At 58.1% G+C, this 17,914-nt stretch carries 9 protein-coding genes and 7 pseudogenes; 3 read left to right on the plus strand and 13 right to left on the minus strand.

Features of this window, described 5'->3' with window-relative positions; genetic code table 11:
• From CI41S_RS12510 to tnpA, 4 genes and pseudogenes are all read right to left on the minus strand, one after another.
• Positions 1–483: pseudogene (locus CI41S_RS12510) on the minus strand (integrase); the annotation flags it as partial.
• 152 nt (positions 484–635) lie between these two features.
• Positions 636–2,051: pseudogene (gene tnpC, locus CI41S_RS12515) on the minus strand (IS66 family transposase); the annotation flags it as partial.
• Between the two features lie 52 nt (positions 2,052–2,103).
• Positions 2,104–2,457 carry an IS66 family insertion sequence element accessory protein TnpB gene (tnpB, locus tag CI41S_RS12520; protein ID WP_139859324.1) on the minus strand — a complete coding sequence of 118 codons (354 nt, stop codon included), beginning with the start codon at positions 2,455–2,457 and terminating at the stop codon, positions 2,104–2,106.
• The gene (gene tnpA / locus CI41S_RS12525; protein WP_139859326.1) at positions 2,451–2,873 is read right to left on the minus strand and encodes an IS66-like element accessory protein TnpA; all 423 of its coding nucleotides are present in this window, start codon (positions 2,871–2,873) and stop codon (positions 2,451–2,453) included. The genes tnpB and tnpA overlap by 7 nt, the downstream gene beginning before the upstream one ends.
• 98 nt (positions 2,874–2,971) lie before the next feature.
• Here tnpA and CI41S_RS12530 point away from each other — a divergent pair.
• Positions 2,972–3,507, plus strand: a pseudogene (locus CI41S_RS12530) (IS3 family transposase); the annotation flags it as partial.
• Between the two features lie 1,000 nt (positions 3,508–4,507).
• Here CI41S_RS12530 and CI41S_RS12535 read toward each other — a convergent pair.
• Positions 4,508–5,641, minus strand: a complete 1,134-nt coding sequence (locus CI41S_RS12535) for an ABC transporter substrate-binding protein (RefSeq protein WP_172628011.1) — start codon at positions 5,639–5,641, stop codon at positions 4,508–4,510.
• Positions 5,642–5,890: 249 nt separating this feature from the next.
• On the opposite strand from CI41S_RS12535, the pseudogene CI41S_RS12540 reads away from it, so the two are divergent.
• Positions 5,891–6,099 (plus strand): annotated as a pseudogene (locus tag CI41S_RS12540) (transposase domain-containing protein); the annotation flags it as partial.
• A gap of 361 nt (positions 6,100–6,460) precedes the next feature.
• Here CI41S_RS12540 and CI41S_RS12545 read toward each other — a convergent pair.
• The 6 genes and pseudogenes from CI41S_RS12545 to CI41S_RS12570 form a co-directional block, all read right to left on the minus strand.
• Positions 6,461–7,906 (minus strand): amidase, encoded by a 1,446-nt coding sequence (locus tag CI41S_RS12545; protein WP_139859331.1) that lies wholly within the window; start codon positions 7,904–7,906, stop codon positions 6,461–6,463.
• A 258-nt stretch (positions 7,907–8,164) separates the two neighbouring features.
• Positions 8,165–8,325, minus strand: a pseudogene (locus CI41S_RS45285) (IS66 family transposase); the annotation flags it as partial.
• A 24-nt stretch (positions 8,326–8,349) separates the two neighbouring features.
• Positions 8,350–8,822 (minus strand): annotated as a pseudogene (locus CI41S_RS45290) (ISAs1 family transposase); the annotation flags it as partial.
• 871 nt (positions 8,823–9,693) lie between these two features.
• Positions 9,694–10,500, minus strand: a complete 807-nt coding sequence (locus tag CI41S_RS12560; RefSeq protein WP_244626491.1) for an enoyl-CoA hydratase — start codon at positions 10,498–10,500, stop codon at positions 9,694–9,696.
• Position 10,501: 1 nt separating this feature from the next.
• Positions 10,502–12,019, minus strand: a complete 1,518-nt coding sequence (locus CI41S_RS12565; protein WP_139859335.1) for a class I adenylate-forming enzyme family protein — start codon at positions 12,017–12,019, stop codon at positions 10,502–10,504.
• A gap of 141 nt (positions 12,020–12,160) precedes the next feature.
• Entirely contained in the window at positions 12,161–13,408 is a 1,248-nt protein-coding gene (locus CI41S_RS12570) for a serine hydrolase domain-containing protein (RefSeq protein WP_139859337.1), read from the minus strand.
• Positions 13,409–13,941: 533 nt separating this feature from the next.
• On the opposite strand from CI41S_RS12570, the pseudogene CI41S_RS44260 reads away from it, so the two are divergent.
• A pseudogene (locus tag CI41S_RS44260) lies at positions 13,942–14,299 on the plus strand (transposase); the annotation flags it as partial.
• A gap of 121 nt (positions 14,300–14,420) precedes the next feature.
• Here the strand turns inward: CI41S_RS44260 and CI41S_RS12575 are convergent.
• Complete coding sequence (locus tag CI41S_RS12575) at positions 14,421–15,770, minus strand: CapA family protein (protein ID WP_139859339.1); 1,350 nt, start codon at positions 15,768–15,770, stop codon at positions 14,421–14,423.
• A gap of 235 nt (positions 15,771–16,005) precedes the next feature.
• On the minus strand, positions 16,006–17,454 hold the full coding sequence (locus CI41S_RS12580) for an amidase (RefSeq protein ID WP_139859341.1): 1,449 nt from the start codon (positions 17,452–17,454) through the stop codon (positions 16,006–16,008).
• Positions 17,455–17,914: the final 460 nt, after the last annotated feature.

Below are 17,914 nucleotides of genomic sequence, written 5' to 3' on the forward strand. Positions count from 1 at the left end.
GCCCAGAGCGGCGGCGCCGCCGGAGCACACCTCGTGCAGGAACCTGCGGATGACTGGGAGATGGCGGACGATGGACCTCGGGGCCAGGCCGCGCTCTGATCGCAGGTAGGCATCGAACTCCTTGAAGATCTGTTCGTGCGGGGTGAGAGGCGGCAGCACCAACGGCGCGATCACGCCTTCCTCGCGCAGCACCAACAGCCATCGCTTGAGCGCGGCCCGGTCACCGGGTTGGATAGACTGCCTCCCGCCTCGATGTCGGAGGTACCGCTCAACGACCTGCTCATCGAGATCGACCAGCTCATAGCGACGGCCTGCCATCCAACTCAGGAGCCCGCCAACCACGTTGAGGCAACGCCATGTGCCGTGCCGAACGAGCCTCTCTTCGATGAGACGAGCGGCGTAGCGCTCGATGAGTTGTCTGTGCGGCCCGCTTCTGAGACGCCGGCACAGCCGGCTTCTGCCCAAGTACTCTTCAACTTCCATCTTCCTGTTCTCCGCTGTTGAAAGCGGAGGCACAGAACGAACTATGCCGAACCGACCAAACGCCGGTCAGCGAGAAATCTGGGGAAAACGACCCGACTCGGCATAGTTCGGCGGGCGGCATAAACGGCCCTATGCCGCACTCGGCATAGGGCGGTCTCAATCAGCGAAGCCAGCAATGCCCAATTCTCGGCACCCTCGTCGCAACCAGCGAACAGAGCGTTCTTGGCATTGAGCTTGATCGGCCGCATCGCACGCTCGACCGCATTCGTGTCCATTTCGATGCACCCGTCATCAAGGTAGAGCGTCAGGCCGTCCCAATGACGCAGCGCATAGCGCAAAGCCTTCGCTGTCTCACTCTTCTGCGCGAGATCACCAAGCTTCGCCTCAAACCACTGTTTCAAGGCTACGGCCAAAGGCCGGGCATGCGCCTGCCTGCCGGCGCTGTGCTCGGTAGCAGATCGGCCGCGTAGTGCCTTCTCGATCGCGTAGAGCTGGGCGATGCGCTCGAGGGCCTCGCGGGCAACCGGAGCCGGCGCTGGCGCCGCCTCGCGCTCGATCTTCACAAACTGGCGTCGCAGATGCGACCAGCAGAAGGCAAGCGTCCCGGACAGTGCGTCCGCACGCGTCACTCGGGTCATGGTCTTGTAAGCCTCATAGCCATCGCAATGGATGATGCCGCGATAGCCCTCAAGCAGCCTCAAGCCATGAACGGCCCCCCGGCCCGGAGCATAAGCGTAAACCACGCCAGGCGGATCAGGTCCGGCCCAAGGCCTGTCATCACGCGAGAGCGCCCAGAAGTAGCCGGTTTTGGTCCTGCCGCGCCCCGGATCCAACACCGACGCCGGGGTCTCATCGACACAGAGCTTCGAGGACGCGAGCAGAATCTCGCGCAGACGATGCCACAAGGGCTTCAATTCCTGGGCGGCATAGCCGACCCAGAAGGCGAGCGTGGAACGGTCGATGTCGATACCGTGCGTCGCCAGCATCTGCGCCTGGCGATAAAGCGGCAAATGCCAATGATACTTGGCGTCGATCACATGCGCGACGAGCCGCTCGGTGGGCAGTCCACCCCTGATCAGTCGCTCGGGAGCGGCTTGTTGGAGGACGACACCGTGACAGGCGCGGCAAGCCAGTTTGGGCCGGCGGGTGACGATCACACGATATTGCGCCGGTACCACGTCCAGCCTCTGGCTCTCATCGCGCCCAATCTCAAAGAGGACGCCTTTGCAGCACGGGCAGCAGGTTTCAGCGGGCATCAGGGTTTCGACGATGCGTGGCAAATGCTCCGGCAGCTGACCACGATTGGCCCTGCGCTCGGCAGTTCTCCTCTCGCGTATTTTGGGATCGGCGCGATCCTCGGCTGCTTCGAGAGCCGCAACGGCCTCACCGATATCCTCCAGAACAAGCTGTAGCTGATCAGCTTCAAGCTTTTCCGACGATCGACCGAACTGCGCATCTTTTGCAAGCTTGAGTAACCGCTCGAGCCTGGCGCAGCGATCCAGCAGAGCCGCGGCAAAGACACGCAGCTCGGCTGGATCGCTCGGCAGCTCATCAGGCAAATCACTCATTGCCCCGAGTCTGCCATGCTTCGCGCCCCGATGCAGCGAAGATTTTATATCCTTACGCGAGCGCTTTCGGCTGCGGGATTCGAGGTGCGTGCATGCGTGTCCAATCCATGCCAGCCAGAAGCGCCGACAGCTGCGCGGCGTTCATCCGCACCACGCCGTCAACAACAGGAGGCCACTTGAAGCCGCCGCCCTCAAGCCGCTTCCAATACAGCACAAGGCCACTGCCATCCCAGACGACAATCTTCACCCGATCGGTGCGCTTCGCACGGAAGACCACCGCCACGCCCTTCATCGGATCGTGGCCCAGCGCCTCCTTCGCCAAGAGCGCCAGGCCATCCGCGCCCTTCCTGAAGTCCACAGGTCGGGTCGCAACGTAAATCATGAGGCCAGCGGGAGCCGTCAGCATGAACGTGTCCGGCGCAATGCCATGAACACATCACTCAGCACCGCAAGCCCAGGCGTTCCGCGCACCTCTACCCGCGCACCCAGGAACTCAACCGTAACAGTGGCTGCTTCTGGCGATCCGGAGGGCTCCGCAGCCGCCGGTAACGACACTTCCGACACCAAAGGCACGAATGACACTGTGTCCGCCGAAGCCGGCAGCACCAATTGACCTAGACGCGTCCGGCGCCGCCAGTCATGCACCTGCTGGGGCCGGCAGCCATGGCGGCGTGCGATATCCGTGACAACCGCGCCTGGCTCGAGGCTTTCCGCGACAATTTGCGCCTTCAAATCATCCGGCCAGTGCTTTCGACCTACGCCAGCATACACTTCGATGCGCGGCGACAGCGGTCGTCTTATGTCGTCCGAATGGTCGTCCATTGTGAGCACCCTTGCCGAAGATGACTCTTCTAACGGTGCTCCCAAGACTGCGCACAAACAATCTGAAGGGCCTCGGCGCCACGCTTACGCTCGAGACCGTGCGGGCGAACCTCCTTGACCGGCAGTTCGCCGACGAGCGGCCGAACCAGAAGTGGAACTCCGATTTTACGTATCTCTGAACCGGCTGAGGGACTGAGGGCTGGGTCTGTGTCCCAGCGGTGATCGACCTGTCCTCATGCCGGGTGGTGGGCTGGTCGATGAGCGCCGCCATGGCGGCACAACTCGTAGCAAACGCACTTCTGATGACAGTCTGACGGCGGGGTAAGCCCGATGCGCTGTTGCACCACTCGAACCAGGGCAGCCAATACACAAACGAGCAGTTCCAGCGCCTAATAGCCGACCATGACATCGTCTGCAGCATAAACCGTTCTGGCAACGTTTGGGACAATGCGGCGATGGAGAGCTTCTTCTCGCCGCTCAAGACCCAACGGACGGAGAGCAAAAGTACAGGACCACTGACCAGGCGCGAGCCGATGTGTTCGACTCCATCGAGAGATTTTACGAACCGACCCGCAGGCACTCGACCATCGGCTATCTCAGCCCGGTTGAATTCGAGCGCAAGGTGGGATTGGCTTCACCGGTGTCCATCAAACGGGCAGCAGCTCAGTTCTCCCAGATCTTTAGTGGCAAGGGGATCCACTTACCATCGCGAGCCTGTTTGAGCTGCGACGATAGCGTGGAATCGTTGCGTCCAAGCCATGTCGCGCGACGGGGAGTGGCAAGAATCGCTCGATTCCGGGCGGGTAAGAAATTGCACCTGACGCGGCGCTTGCTCTGAGATCGCGAGGACAAGCTGGATCAGCGCGCTATGGACGGGCTCCTCGAAGGCGCGAACCGGGAACAAGAGCGAATGGCTGTCAGGCGCAAGTTGTGCGTCCTGACATTGGAGCCCCGCTTCGTCTCGAGATCGGGGAGGAATACGCAGAATCAAAAATCACCGCGGTCCAGGCCGATGGAGACTTGCGGAGCCGCGCCCGTGGTGATCCTGTCCTTGGCCCTCATGAGGGAAACGAAATCGCAGAGTCGTCGGGCCTGATCTTGGTACTCGCATCTAAAGCCCTTGCGGCGTGCTTGGACGTCCCTCGAGCGCCGATCGCAGAGTAGTCTTTGTACCCTCCTCGGCCACGGCAACAGATGCGCGTCTTGTTATAGCTCTCGTCGTTTCTCACCAATTGGCCAATCTTTGACAGGGTCGCGCCGGATCGGAGAAGCTGTTGGGGCTATGTCGCAAGATATGGGTTCCGTAGTTGGAGGAGCCACGAACGCCAGCGCGCTCCAAGGCGCTCTTGGCGAGCATCGTAATCGCACAACCGATGCAAAGGCGACGTTAGGGGCCAGCGTGCGTAGAAACTGCCGGCGGCACGACGACCTCGGTCGGCGATCACGCAGGTACGCAACGACAGAGCACCAACGTATCGGCACTCGCCCTCGCTGCCGATCTTCGCGAACGGAGAGCGGGACTTTCTCCAACGAACCGCAATCGCAAGAAGGACGCTTCGCGGCAAAAGCAGCCCAGCCCACACTGTGGGCCTGGCAGCTCGTGAACGTTGCGATCACTGGTTAAACGCCCGGAATTATTTCGCCCGCCAAGCCAGCCAACGCTCCTGCAGATGATCGTTATTGGTCTTGCCGTCAGGGCGTTTCGCCAAGAGCCAAGCGTTGTCAGTGATAATGCACTTCCAAGCGTTCTCGGGAGCTATGCTGAGCAGCGGGATCAAGTCCGGCGGCAAGTACTTGAGCTGGTTTGTATTCGGCGCGGGATAGCCCGTGCCCTGAGTAAAAGCGGCAGCAACTTGCGCGCGGTTCAAGAAGGCAATAAACTTTTGCGCATTCGCGGTATTGGGCCCGCCTTTCAGCACAGCAGCGCGAACGAATCCCAAGGCCGCCCCGTCCCAGACCATCTTGATGGGCGCACCTTGGCGGATCGCTGCTAATATACGTCCATCGTACGCGGAAGTCATAGCGTACTCACGATTGATCAGGAGTTGAGGCGCCTCCCCACCGGCCGACCACCATTTCGCAATGTGAGGTTTGATCTCATCAAGCTTCTTAAGCGCGCGATCCACTTTGTCATCTGTAAGCGGCCAGATGTCCGTCTTCGCAACACCATCGGCAAGGAGCGCAAATTCCAGATTACGCGCCGCCTGGGGACCAAGGAACCCACGGGGCTGTGGGAACTTTTTAATATCCCAGAAATCTGCCCAGTTTTGTGGCCCTCCCTTCGGGAAAGCTCGCTCATCATATGCTAACAGCAACGCGACTCCGAATATTGAAACGGCCTCTTCGAGACGAGCGTGTTGGGGGGTACCCTCGATCGATTCTTTGTCCCAAAGGCTGTAATCAATCGGCTCGAATATCCCAGTTCCGCGCAATTGCTCGAAGGTGTCTACGTAGGCAACATCCCAATCAATTCGTCCCGCCCGGCTCATGGCCTTTATCTGCGGCTCAGCGGTGTCCCCCACCACATCAACGACTTTTATTCCTGTGACCTTGGTGAACGGCTCATACACATATCGCCGGATGTTTTCGGTGAAAGAGCCGCCGTAACTAAAAACTACCACCTCGCCACTGCCGGCGAGCCTTTCTTGCGCCCAAGCGCTGTTGGCTTTGGCTACGATTGACGCGCTGGTCAAAGCCGCCGCTGACCGAAGGATCGAGCGCCGATTCACACGACGTAGTGAAACACTAGTGAAACTCCGATCAGTCATAAAACCCTCCTGCTCCCGAGAAATGTCATTTGTTGGCCTATCGTTCCACACCCGCTCGGCAGAAAAATTCCGAAAAGTCGACATGCATCGCACAAATTCTGCGAACTGGACCGGCATTTTAGCTATCTTTGCTGCGCGACTCTCGCCGTCTTGACCAAAAGGCATATTAGTGCCCTTGTCGACGCAAGGCGAAAACTCGACGTACCGCACCTCGCCATATTAATGCCCGCTTGAACTGTGACGAGGACTGCAAACGAACGGCGTGGGGCCGACCGTGCCGCCATCATTCTGACCATGATCGCGACGGTCGTCTCAATGACGTCGATCCAAAGACCTGGCTAGCCGATGTCCTCGCCTGTATCGCCGATCTTCCTACAACACGGCTGCACGAACCACGGCCCTGGGATTGGAAGCTTCTGCGCCGAGCCGGCAACTCCGACGATCAGCAAGCCGCCTGACCTTCACCCAACGCATCATATAGCTCGCCGACCCCGCGCGCACGCGTCAATCCGGCCGCCCTCATCGTAGGCGTACCGACTGTGTCTCCTGCTCCTGTGTGTATACTCCGTCGGAGCAGCGAAGCACGCGAGCGCTGGGTGGGTAAGCTCATGACCGGGAACGCACTGCTGTGCAGAATGCGCGCTGCCCAATGCTCCTCATCAAAGATTCAGCGTTTGGTCCTTGTCTACCCCAATATCGGATTCGCGGCGACTCCGCCGCCGCCGCTGCGGAACGCGTCGCACTGGTCGCAGCGACTCCAAGACTAAGTCTGAATGCGACCTGCGATTATGTAGCCCGACTGATCGATGATCGAGGGGTTCAGGCCGCTCCTGCCAGAACATTTGGCCGCCGACGGCTCCAAGGTCGAGCTTCCTCCAGGTCCCGCGCGACACGGACCAAGTTGGCCTCGTCACCAAAGCGGCCGACGACCTGAACACCAATTGGCAATCCTCTGTGACCATGCTCCATTGGTAAGGTTACAGATGGATGACCAGTCACGTTGAATACTCCAAGGAATTGATATAGCGCCTCGTTTGCTTCCATGAACTCGTGCGCGGAAAGCGTCGGATTGGTTGTCGAGTAGACGCCACTATGCGGCAGTGCGACCGTTGGCATCGTGGGAGTCAATAGAATGTCATAAGGATCTATCGCCTCGCCGATTTGGAAGCGCAATCTCCTGAATGCCTCGTTTACGTCCCTGTGGGGAAATTCCGCCTTTCGACAATGTTCGTAAAGCTTCAGGTTGATTGGCTCCAACGTGTCCGCGTTGATTGCGCGTCCCATAGCCAAGGCGCCGCTTTCGAGCCAAGACGCACTGAGATTGAATCTGCCGAGCAATATTGCCATGCGCAAGTTTTTGCGCTCAGTAGGCTCGCAAGGCGGTCCGACTTCCGTGACCACGTGCCCCATTTCCTCGAGCAGAGCGGCCGTCGAATTAACGGCATGCAGCACTTCCGGCTCGATCTCAACGTCCCCCCATTTGGTGCGCGCGACGCCCACTCTTAACTTACCGGTTGGCTGGGAAAGTTCTTCTTTGTATGGCCGCTTCGGCTGAACGATAATGAAAGGATCGCCAGGGTGCGGACCGGAAAAAACATCAAGAGCGGCCGCCATGTCGCGCACGGTTCGACATAGAACGAAAGTGTAACCGAGACCAAAGCCCGCATCCTGCTTGTCCGGCCCGCCAGAGACACGTCCACGAGATGGTTTTAGCCCGACGAGGCCGCACCAGGCGGCTGGGATGCGAATGGACCCACCGCCGTCGCTGCCATGTGCGATCGGAATGATGCCGGCGGCTACCGCAGCCGCTGCTCCGCCCGAGGATCCACCCGCGGAGCGCGCCAAATCCCAAGGGTTGCGGGTGACGCCATGTAGAATGGATTCGGTGAATCCGGATGTACCAAGCTCAGGTGCCGTTGTTCTTCCGAGAGTCCGGAGGCCAGCTTCCCGAGCGCGACGAAAAAAATAGCTGTCTTTGTTCGGGCAATAGCCTTTGAATAAACGGCTTCCATTTTCCTGTAGACGGCCAGCTTCGGCAGCTCCGGTATCTTTGCGAAGGAAGGGCACTCCGTGAAACGGACCTCCGTCCGCACCCGCGACACTCTCAGCATCTTCGTAAAATTGTATGACAGCATTAATGTGAGGATTGACTTGGTCGTGTGCCTCTCGAGATAACTGCGCCAATTCTAACGGCGTCACTTCGCCTTTTCTCACAAGAAAGGCCAAACCATTCGCATCGTAATTGACATATTCGCTCAATTTCATTTCCAGAATTTCTCCGAGCTGATCTACGATGCTAAACCTCTCCTTGCGATTACGTCATGCGTTTCTTCGACTAAGCCGCAGTATTTCTGCGTCGAGCTGGACAGACCGCACGAAAGTGGCCTGATGCGAGCGGCAGTCGCTCTTAGCATGCCTCGGCTATGCTAGCGCATATCGCCTTGATGAGCCATTCCCCCGATTTTCACAGTAGCAGACGCGGAAACAACGGGCGGGCAAATGCGCCGGAGAGCCTGGCAGGTTGAATGTCAGCGCCAACTGCTCGATCAGGCGGGAAGAACGCTCCGACCGTTGCCCATAGATCTGATGCTTTAGCTTGGCGATCTGCAGCTTCTGTTGTGCGATCAGCGCCTCGTTCCGACGCTTTCTCAACGGATGACAGCGAACTCGGCAGCGACCTCCAAACGCTTCGCGCGCGCCGCAGTCAGCCCGTCCAGATCGAGCAGCGCGAGGACTCCAATAGCCCCGGCGACCTCGTTGCGGTTGGTGGCCTTCCGCTGAGCCAGCTCCATACGAATGCCAGCCGCCCAGACATTGACCATATGCAGCGGCGTGGCCTGGCCACGCGTGGAGGCTCTGCGCAGAGCCTTGCCATCGATGCTGACCACCCCCTTGATGCCAAAGCTTTTGCTGAACTTGCGCAAAACCGCCTCCAGGCCTTCGGGTCCAACGCACGGAAGACGTTGCTCAACGTATCGTGGCTCGGAATCCGCTGCCTGAGCTCCAGAAATCGCAGCAACAGCTCCTCGCGGCCTTGGCTAAAGAACTTGAACTCGGTGCAGGTCTTGGCGCCAGCCAGCGTAGCCGCCAATGCAATGACAAGGACATCCATCAGATCGTGTCGAGCGTTGCTGGCGCGCGGATCCTTGAGCGATCGCAACAGGCGCTTGAGCTTGCGCATTTAGGTCTCCCTCGGGAATCGAGAGATACCCAAAGAATCCAATAACAATCGCTTGGCAACACCTCCGGCGTCATATGCGATTCCTCTACCGCACGGAAGGCCGTTCTCTCGGATCAGGCAACTATGGCGTCTTCGAGAACATTCCTCGTGAGCCAATAAGCGCTTCTGTTGTCGCGTAGCGGCCTACGCCAAGTGAACAGCAGGCTTTGAGCGAGTCCGCACACAATTTCCCCAGACGCAATGCCTCCTCGGCCAGACGAGCCTTCTCGTCGCAAATCCAGCGCCGCCGACTCTCGGAGCCTGACACTTTGACCTGCATTCGCCAGAGACCTTGACGCAAGGGTTTAAGGCCAGATCATGGGGCCTCATCTCAAAATACACAAGGCGCCCGCGGCGGGAGGGATACGATCTGACCGGTCGCTGACGGCGCTGGATGCGACCGGGTGCGACGCGAAGCGCACGATCACCATCCCGCCCACGGAGGGACATACCGGCTGGCCATGGATGCTCCGCTCTGGGAGGGTGTCACTAGCCTAGCCGCCAAGTCGGGACATGCCGCCGTTGCTCTGGCGCCCAGAGACGTTGGTGCAGGAACTGCTGCAAACCAGGAGCCGGCCACACGTAACTAACCCACCCGCCACATCCGCATCGAGCTCTTGTACCCGAAGCTTGGGCGTGGCTCCCTCAGTTTGCACAGTGCGCATAAGCCGGTACGAAACGCGCGATTTTGATACAAGGATTCGTCGGAGCGCTTAGGTGTTCTTCGGCTTGACGCTTGCGCCGCCCGGAGATCCCAATCTGCGTTCACGCTCTCATCTTGTCGCTCAGGCCGAATGGGAACAGTCGCTGCGTCACGAAGTCTAACGAATTCCTAGGTTGCGGCCTTTTTCACCTCGCGACGTGACTCAATGAATTTTCGGAGATACCGCTGTGGCTCGCCCGAAGAATAGGCGTGCGCGAAAAGCGGAATACTGGCAGAAATCGCCTCATCGAGCGGCTGATTTTCCCAACGTCGAAGTAGACGCTTCTGTTCTCGCACGCTTTCGGGACCGCATCGACGAATAGCTGCGACGACATCGGCGATGGCCGAATCCAGTTGCATTTTAGGAGCCACACGGGTTACAAGGCCGCTGTGGAGCGCTTCTTGGGCACTGATCTGCTCCCCAGTGAGAAGAAGCCAATTCGCCTCGCTCTGCCTAGTCAGTCTGGGCAGCAGCGCCGAATGGACCATCGACGCCATGCCGATGCGCACTTCTGGCATACCGAACCTAGCTTCCTCAGCAGCCATGCGGATGTCGCAAGACGCCGCGAGCTGCAGGCCGCCACCGAGACAATATCCGGGCAATCGCGCGATCACTGGGACCGGGCAATGACGCACCGCTTCGCATAGAGCATACAGGTGTGTGATAAAGGGCGTCGCCGACGTCTCATCGAGATCCACCATTTCGTAGATGTCGGCACCCGCAACGAATGCCTCGTCTCCCTCTCCGCGGACAATCAGGACGCGAAGTTTCGCCGCTCTGCCGACCTCCTCGATCGCAAGGCGGAGATCATTCATCACCGCAGAGGTCAGAATGTTGAGGGGGCCAGCGTTCCGGATTGTTACAATCGCGGCATCAGAACTGGGCCAAGCAATCGAAGCGTGTTCCATTTCCAGATCTGTATCCGTTCTCTTCAAGCTAGCGCTCCTCGCCAATCGCAGTAAATTGCTTCAGCAACTTGTGCTTCTCTACTTTTCCCGAGGGCGTTCGAGGCAATGCATCAACGAGGCGGACATACTGTGGCGCCTTATATCGGGCGAGGTGCATACGGCAGGCGGAGCGCACCTGCTCCGCAGAGACCTCAATATCCTTCTTAGGCACGACCAGCGCCAGGCCAACTTCTCCCCATCGCTTATCTGGTACCCCGATGACAGCGGCCTCCGCGATGTTGGGCAACGTGTAGAGGAAGCTCTCGATCTCGGCGGGATAGACATTCTCACCACCCGAGATATACATGTCCTTTAGGCGATCGATGATGAATATGTCGCCGGACTCGTCCCGCATCGCGACGTCGCCGGTACTCAACCAGCCATTCTGAATTGCAGCTTGTGAGGCTTGAGGCCTGCGCCAATAGCCCGGCGTTAAGACCGGACCTCCGATCTGGAGCTCTCCCTTTGCTACACCGGTGAGTTCACGACCATCGCGATCAACGATGCGGACCAGTGCCGACCCGACCGGCTTCCCAACGCAAGTAGGCTTCCTTGTGGCGGTGTTCAGATCAGCTGTGAAGATCATCGGCCCTGCTTCGGTCATTCCGTAGCCTGGTGTAACGACTACACCTTTTCGAGCGAACGCTTCGGCGATGCTAGCTGGAATAGGCGCACCGCCAACCGAGAGATTGCGGAGTCGCGGAAACGTGGCGGCCGCAAAATCGGGATGATTCAAAATCGCAAGATAGATGGCCGGAACGCCGAACATCGATACGACGTCACGCGACAGACGCTTCATCGTTGCTACTGGATCGAAACGCCGCGCGATGATCACCCTACCGCCGCACATGAGGACGGGCAGCGTGTAGAGGTTGAGCCCGGCGGTGTGGAAGAAGGGAAGAACATTCAGATGAACATCTCCCGGTGCGACGTTACCTGAGACGAACGTGTTCATTGCATTGACGAAGACCATGCCGAAGGTCTGCATCACCCCTTTGGGTTGCCCGGTAGTACCCGACGTATAGAGCAGCATCCAAACGTCGTCGCTAGAGCGTGACACTATGGACGACAACGTGCCGGCCGCCGTCGACGTCATCGTGTCATAGCCCTTCGGCTCGTCCAAGGCTATCGGAAGGCAACGCGTCTGTTGCACAAGACATGCCGCGACAACTGCAAAATCGTTCTCGTAGATAAGAACCGACGGTTCGAAGTCCTCAACAATAGCCAGAAGCTCCGATGTCGAGAGCCGCCAGTTAAGTGGAACGGCAACGAGGCTCGCCCGTGCGCAAGCAAAAACCAATTCTATGTGGGCAGCACGATTGTGCGAAAGGATCCCCACACGAGCTCCGGGCGGCAACTTGAAATGTTCCTTGAAAATCCATCCAAGGCGGCCTGCTCGTGCATCCAGTTCGCCATAGGTTCGTCCGGCGCCTGTTTCCAGTTCTTCGAGCGCAATGCGCTCGGGATACTGCTCCGCTGCCCGGCGCAGCCAATCGATCACCTGCATAAGGAACTCTCGTATTCGTTCTAGAACAGTATCGGTCAGACTTGTCTTCAGGATCGCAAGACTTATTCCCAGCCCTCAAGGCAGATCGGTATGTAATGTTACCATTCGGTCCAGGCGGCGCGTTTAAACGAGAGTTGATCGTCACACGGATGACTCGCGCAACATCCGCCCTAGAGCCAGCATCTGCGGCGCCGTGATCGGATAGTGGGCAGCACTGGATGCGATGGGGTGCGATGCGAAGCGCGCTACCACCATGTTTGCTTTTGGCGACACATACAGACGCTGGCCATGAATCCCGATGGCTGTGAACGTCCCCAACTCATCGAACGTTACCCACCACATGTTGCGGTACGAGTAAGCGGGCTGTCCGGCGGGCGCCTCAAATTTCCTGAGATCGTCTCGGCCTATGTCAAGCACGACAGATGCAGGAATGAGCTGCTTACCATTCCACTCGCCTTGACGAAGCATGAGCTCCCCGAAACGAGCAACGTCGCGGAGGCTCGCATTCAGGCCACCGCCGGCGAAAGGCGTACCGGCCGCATCGACAATGACGTACCCACTCTCTTCGCAACCGAGCGGCGCCCACAGGCGCTCTTGCAGCAATTGCGCGAACGATTGGCCGGTCACCCGCGCCATTACCCAAGCCATCACCTCCGTGTTGACGCTCTTGTACGCGAACTCTTCACCGTGCTGCCCCGCCTTACGCACAGTCCGCAGATAATCATACGTCGTCCGCGGACTATCGTGGCCGCCCCAAGGTCGAAGACCGCAGGCGCGCATGCAGGCCCGAACACCGGAGCCCGGATCAGCATAGTCCTCGTCGTAAGCTAAGCCGGTCTGCATATCCATTACCTGACGCAGCGTGGCATCTTCCCAAGCGGTACCACGTAGCTCGGGCAGGTAGTGCTGGATCACTTTGCTATCATCCAGTAGGCCTTCATGCACTAAAGATGCCGTCAACGTGCCCGCATACGATTTGGTGATCGACATACACGCATGCGGCAGGTGCGGCTCGAGCGCCCCGAAATAGCGCTCGTACACAATGTGCCCACGATGCAGCACCACAATTCCATCCGTATAGGTATCGAATAGGGCCTCGTCAAAGCGACGGACGCGCCCGGTCAAGTCAGTGAAGTTTAGCGACTCAATCTCGGCGGTCCTGTCATGCCGCTCAAGATGCGAAGGTGAGCCGCCGCGCCACACATTCACTGTTGGCGTGAGCTCACGCATGTGGGACAGCGACCAACGGATCTGTGGAAAATCGAGAAACGTGTCGCTCTCGAATCTAACTTGCTTGTCTACGGACGGCGTCCCCCCCTGCATCCAACCGAGTTCGCGCGGATCGGAAGCGTGACCGTCGAGGTAGCTACGTCCGTCGAATTCAAGCATGTCTGTTGGCTCCCGCCTTTAGTTGCTCGTAGCAGGCCTTCGAGGACCGTCTGGCATACCTACGGCGAAACTGTTTTCCGTACAGGAGACCATAACCGGTCTCTAGCGCCGGATTTGCCCAAGTATGGGCTCGCCGGGCCGCGATCCTGCGCGAACACGCGAGTTTTCCACGGTCGGCACAGGGGGCGATTCGACAGGTTTGCGCTTGTCTCGACTCACCGGGACGTCAGGCGCGTCGACGTGGGAAACGCAGCTGAAAATGAGAAGCGCGGAAGAGCCTCCAATGATGGAGCTGAATGGCTGAAAGCTGTCGTAGTTCCAACCTACAGTGCTCCCGCGGCGCAGCAATTGTTGAGCCCACCCGAGCGTCAGGTGCGAGTGCCGGCCCTTGCGGAACCGGCAATCGCTCAATGCAGCTCTCAACTGTAAGCCGAAGTTTGCGTCGCCCGCCGATCCGGCGGCACGCTGGATGGTCGCGGATGCTGACCACAGCCGGAACACTGGTGAAACGATGGCGCAACGATGCTTTACCGGCGAGCAAGCACGATTGCACCGACTGCGCCTCGAAGGTTCCCTGCTTCCCGAGGACTTGGTCCGCAAAATGTCTCGCTCGATCTACAAGGGCGCTCGGGGCATGGCGCGCGAGATAGCACGATCATGGGAGAGGTTCACTGCACGCCGGCTGCGAAAGAAGATCGAGATGCTGTTCGCGCACTTCAAGTGCAATTCTCAAGCTCAACCGTTTACGGTTACAAGGCCCAAACGGCCCACGCGACGAGTTCACTCGCAGCCGCCGCGCAGAACCTTCGGACGACGGCCAAGCTGATCGCGATGCCTATCGCAAGTCCAGTACAGGACCACCTCGATCTCATCCCGGCTCAACGATTATAACGAAATGCTGTCGCTCTTTTTTCAATCGAATCGATCCAGATCAGACTCTGCGATATTTCGACAACTACGATTTTCGGAAGACGCAGAGCTTGCTTAATTGAGACGAAGATCTCTGCTACGGTTAAGTTGGTTGAAGCCTCATCACCCCAATCTCGTTCTCGATCGCGATTTGGGTGCCGAATGGCTTCGAGAGCCTCTGAAGACGCTCTAGGATAGCTATTGCTTTCCGCCTGGGAGCGAAACGCGGAATCCCCCGGTTGGCAAGCCTCTTTGAGTGACCAAGTTCTATAGGCAAGAGTCTCAACTCGGCAAGCTGGTTCTGCTCAAATCGGCTGACAGTGACAATGCTCTCATAAAAGATTGGGTCCGAAAACCCTGGACCATCTTCGTATCCGGTTGCCATCTCGTCCGCTGTCACTTCTGGATCAGTATCAACTCGAGGGTCCTTGTTATAGGCATCAAACATGTCAGCCCCCACTGGCGTTCGGAGGTCGTCCATAATGAAGTTTCCAAGGCTATAAAAGATGGGCCTTCCCTTGTAGATTTCTATGCCTCGCAATTGGTGCGGTCCGTGGACGACATAGGCGTCTGCTCCCGCGTCAATCAGTAGATGCGCAAACGACCGCTCATAGTCAGCCGGTTCCTGGCTCAAAGTGCCGGGCTGGTGGCCGTGGTTAGTCGCGATGCAAAAGTCGGCAAGCTGCTTACCCTGGCGCACATTTCTTATGATAGCAGCCACATCGCGGGGCTCGGCCTCGTAGCTGTAACGGACTCGGTCACCGCTCTTAAATGTGACGTCGGCCAAAACGACGCGGTTTTGACCATCGTCGAGATGCGAATCACTTCGCAATGCATTTCTGACCCGCCTTAAGTTCTCAAGCATGTCGGGCAACACTACCACGCTTCGCGTCAAACGAAGGCTATTGACTCCCGGTCTACCGGGCGCCTCTCCTGCGGGATCGGCGGCACGAGATAGCGGCGTAAACGATGAAGCAAACGAAACTAAAGCGACGCGACCGCGGGGGGTCTCCAGAAAGCGGGCGGCAGCCGCCTGTGCGAGATTCTCGCCCGCTCCCGCATGCACGATCCCACTCAGATCGAGAGCCCGACTGGTCTCCCGCATTCCCTCAACGCCCCAATCCAACGAGTGATTATTCGCGCGACTAAGAAGGTTAAAACCCATCGCTTTCAGATCAGGGCCGACTTCTGGCAAACTCACGTGATAAGCACCGCCGTATTCCGCTTGCGGGCTGCCCGTAAACGATCGAATATCAAAGATATTGGTTTCCATGTTGCCGAAGGCCACATCGGCTTCACGAAGACTTTCGACCACAGCGCCAAAGCTTGCGTCTTGGTATTTGGTCAGCGGTCGCGTTATGATTAGGTCGCCGACTGCTACAACACTGAAATTGTCCGCAACATTCGTCGCGATCGAACCAACCATATCGTAGCCATCACTCTTTCGCGTCATTAGTCGCTCCTAGCGCGCAGTTCTACGCTCTTCAGCTGCTCTTACTTACCACTTCACCAGCGCCGATATCGATGTCATAGTACCTAAAGTTACCTGTGCATCGAATCTTCTCGAGGTCAGCTATTTTATTGATGGCTCTCAGTTCGAGCTGGCAGCCAACCAGGTTTGATGGTTGATCATGCACCAATGCATTCAGGGGGCTAAGAAATAGACGTCGGTGCCGGCAAATTAACCGTCAGACCGCTCCGGCTCGGACACTTGCTAGCCGGCCGGTCCACGGTCTTGCTTCCTCCAGATCGCGGGCAACACGGACCAACGTGGCTTCATCACCAAAACGGCCGACAACCTGAATACCGATGGGCAGGCCGCTTTTGCTCTGAACCAAAGGCAACGACACCGATGGTTGTCCGGTGACGTTGAATACTCCAAGATACTGATATAGCGCTTCGTTTGCTTCCATAAATTCCGTGGCAGAGAGCGTCGGATTGGGCGTGGAGTATATACCAGTGTGTGGCAGCGCCGCTGTCGGCATCGCAGGGGTCAGCAGAATGTCGTAGGGATGAATTGCCTCCCCTACGCGGGCCCGCAAAGTCCGCAGCGCCTCATGAAACTCTCCAGCTCGAAACAATGATGGATTTCTGCAATACTCGTGAAGCTTAAGATTGATTGGCTCAAGGGTATCCGCGTTGATTGCGCGCCCCATGGTCCGCGCCGCATCTTCCAGCCAAGACGCTCTGAGATTGAATCTGCCATGCAATATTTTTAGACGCAGTCTTTTGCGCTCAGCAAGCCCGCAGGGCGGCTCGATTTCGGTGACGATGTGGCCCATTTCCTCGAGGAGTGCGGCAGTCGAATCGACCGCTGCCAGTACCTCCGGATCGAGATCGACTTCGCCCCATTTCGTCCTCGCAACCCCTACCCGCAATTCACCGGTGGGTCGCGAAAGCTCCTCTCTATACGGACGGTTCGGCTGGATGATTATGAAAGGATCACCAGCGTGGGGACCGGAAAATACGTCCAGTGCAGCGGCCATATCGCGCACAGTCCGACAGAGAACAAATTCGCGGGGAATCCCAAATGATTCGTCCTGGCTGTCTGGCCCGCCAGAAACACGTCCGCGAGATGGATTTAGCCCGACGAGACCGCACCAGGAGGCAGGGGTGCGAATTGACCCGCCGCCATCGTTACCATGCGCGAGTGGGGTAATACCGGCAGCCACCGCCGCTGCGCTCCCCCCCGAGGACCCACCTGCGGAGCGCTCTAAATCCCACGGATTGCGTGTGATACCGTGGAGAATGGATTCGGTGAACCCAGACGTGCCAAGTTCGGGTATGGTTGTTCTTCCAAGAGTCCTAAGGCCGGAGTCGCGGGCGCGACGAAAGAAATAGCTGTCCCTATTTGAGCGACAGCCTTTGAACAGACGGCTTCCTTCTTCTTGAAGGCGGCCAGCTTCTGCCGCCCCGGTATCCTTGCGAAGGAAGGGCACCCCACAAAAAGAGCCTTCGTCCGCGCCCACAATGGCCTCAGCATCCTCATAAAACTCGATAACGGCATTGATGCGAGGGTTGACCTCGTCGTGCGCCTGTCGGGCTAACCGCGTCAGTTCCAACGGTGTCACTTCGCCTTTTCGCACGAGGGCGGCCAGACCGGTGGCGTCGTGACCGACATATTCGCTCAATCTCATGTTTCGTAGATTCCCTGGCTCAGCGAGTTGCTTCAGAATGCTAAACCTGCTCTTGCGCTGGGATGGTGCGTTCTTTCGGAGGGGTCGCAGTATTCCTGCATCTTTAGGGATGCGGCGCGGCAAAGCATTTGTGCTTTTGATCAGCGCCCCTTAGATGACAGCAAATCTTCATAGCGTCTTTAGTTAGAAGCAAGAGCTGCGAGGCGGCCTCCTATTGGACGTCCGGGGCTGCGCAGTTGTAAAGCGCTATGCTCGGCGGGCTCACCAAAATTGGACATGATTTGCAGAGCCGAACTCGTAAGAACATGGCTTTGGTCTAACTGCTAGCAATGATCGTCAACTGAACTTGCCAGTGTCATACGTCAGTTTTAAATTGGACCTGAACCTTAGAAAAAGGCCTCCGGTGGGCATACCGGAGGCCTTCCTTGGAGCTAACACTTAGATCGTTAGAGCCGCTAAT

The organism is Bradyrhizobium ivorense, from assembly GCF_900696085.1.
GTDB classification, from domain to species: domain Bacteria; phylum Pseudomonadota; class Alphaproteobacteria; order Rhizobiales; family Xanthobacteraceae; genus Bradyrhizobium; species Bradyrhizobium ivorense.